Annotated in this window: 1 protein-coding gene; it reads right to left on the reverse strand. The window is 72.6% G+C overall.

Translation table 11 applies throughout. The annotated features are described in order from the left end of the window. Window positions 1-70: 70 nt before the first annotated feature. Complete coding sequence (locus tag D7V77_RS41820) at window positions 71-1759, reverse strand: HEAT repeat domain-containing protein (RefSeq protein WP_120581709.1); 1689 nt, start codon at window positions 1757-1759, stop codon at window positions 71-73. Window positions 1760-1782 lie beyond the last annotated feature (23 nt).

Raw genomic sequence — 1782 nt, forward strand, 5'->3', positions numbered from 1 at the left:
GATCAGCGGCAGGGGGGCGGCCATGGGGGGCTGGGACTCTAACCGCCGCCGTCGGGTCCGCCAGTCCGTCTCAGGGAGGGGTGGATCCAGCCAACCGGGAGGCTGCCGCGGCGCGGACCTCCGGGGAGGGATCGCGCTCGCGGGCCAGCTCCAGCAGCAGCGTGCCCACGGGCTTGGGCAGCTTCGCGCTCGTCGCCTGCTGGAGCGCCTGGGTGCGCTCCTTCACTCCCTGCGACAGGCGCTCGGCGACCTGTTGATCCGCGCAGGTGCGCACGCCGGGGTGCTGCTGGCGCAGCAGCAGCTCCGCGTCCGCGAGCTTCGCCTCGGCCAGGCGGACCGCGTCCTGGGCGGTGCGCTCGAAGGTGTCCATGTCCTCGGGGAACTCCGTCTTCTCGTTGCGGACCCTGGCGATGGCCTGGGCCGCGAAGCGCGCGTCCACCACCGCCGCGCAGAGCTGACGGGCCGAAGCCAGGGGCACCCCACCCTCCGCGGACACGAGCTCCTCGCGCGCGGTCGTCTGGGCCCACACCGCGAGCTGTCGGGCCGCCACCGCCGCGGAGAACGCCTGGCGGCGCTGCTCGCGCAGCTGCACCCAGCGCCAGAGCACCACCGGATCCGTGCCGCCGGACTCATAGACGCGCTGGTACTGGCTGGCGGCCTGCTCCAGTTGGCCGCTCAGGTCCAGGAGCGCCGCCACGGTGATGTAGAGCTCCGGGCTGCTGGCGCGCTCGCGCAGGGACTCCAGCCGCACGGCGATTTCGTAGCCGGCCACGGGGGCGGGCAGAGAGGAGAGCACCGAGCGCAGGGACGACAGCGCGTTCTGGCGGATCAGCGGGTTGCGCGCCGTGCGCAGCGCCTCCAGTAGCGGATCCACCGCGCGCACGGAGACGTGCTGGCCCAGCTCCTCCGCCGCCTGCCAGCGGTCCAGCGGATCCGGCGCCACGAGCGCGCGCTTCAGGTCCTCCAGGTCGCGCAGGTAGTGACCCGCCTGCATCGCGCGAACGGCGGGCTCTGTGCGGGAGAGAGCGCCCTGCTCCTCGCGGGCGCGGGCCAGGCGCGTGGGGAAGCCCGTCAGCTTCGGCCCCAGCGGGTGGACCTTCACCTTCGCCTCGGCCTCGTCCACCAGCCCGGAGACGAGCAGTCCCTCCACCTCCAGCTCCAGCAGCTTGACGCGGACCTCTTCGCGGTGCGCGCCCGCGGGGAAGTCGCGCAGGTAGGCGAAGAGCTTTCCGGCGTCCTTTGCCTGGGCGAAGGACTCGTCGTCCAGCTTGCGCTCCAGCTCCTCGCGGCGCGCGCCGGCGGCCTCGCCCTGGAGGAGCTGGGACACGCGCTTGAGGTCCGTGGTCGACTGGACGTCGCGCTCCTGCGCCGCCTGCAGCCGGTTGCGCGCCTCGTCGCGGTGGGTGCCGTCGGGGTGCTCAGCGAGGAACTGCCTCCACCCGGCCTCCGTGTCCGCCTCCTTCGCCGCGTTGAAGCGCAGGCCCTCCAGCAGCGACTTCACCCGCTGCTGTTGCGGCGCGTCCGGGTACGTCTCCAGGAAGCGCTTGTAGGCGAGGACCGAGTGCAGCCGCTTCGCCTCGTCGAACTCCAGCCCTTCGATGCGCCCCTGGGCCGTCAGGGCCTCGGGATCCTCCGGGTTCTCACGCAGGAAGTCCTGGTAGGCCTGCACGGTGTCCAGCTCGCTGGCCTTGTCGAAGGACATGTGCGAGCAACCGGTGGCCAGGAGCACGAAGGCGAGAGCGCGGCGGAAGGTGGGCATTCCCCTCCAGCAATACCCCACCC

Origin of the sequence: Corallococcus sp. CA041A (genome assembly GCF_003612075.1) — a bacterium.
Classification (GTDB): Bacteria; Myxococcota; Myxococcia; order Myxococcales; family Myxococcaceae; genus Corallococcus; species Corallococcus exiguus.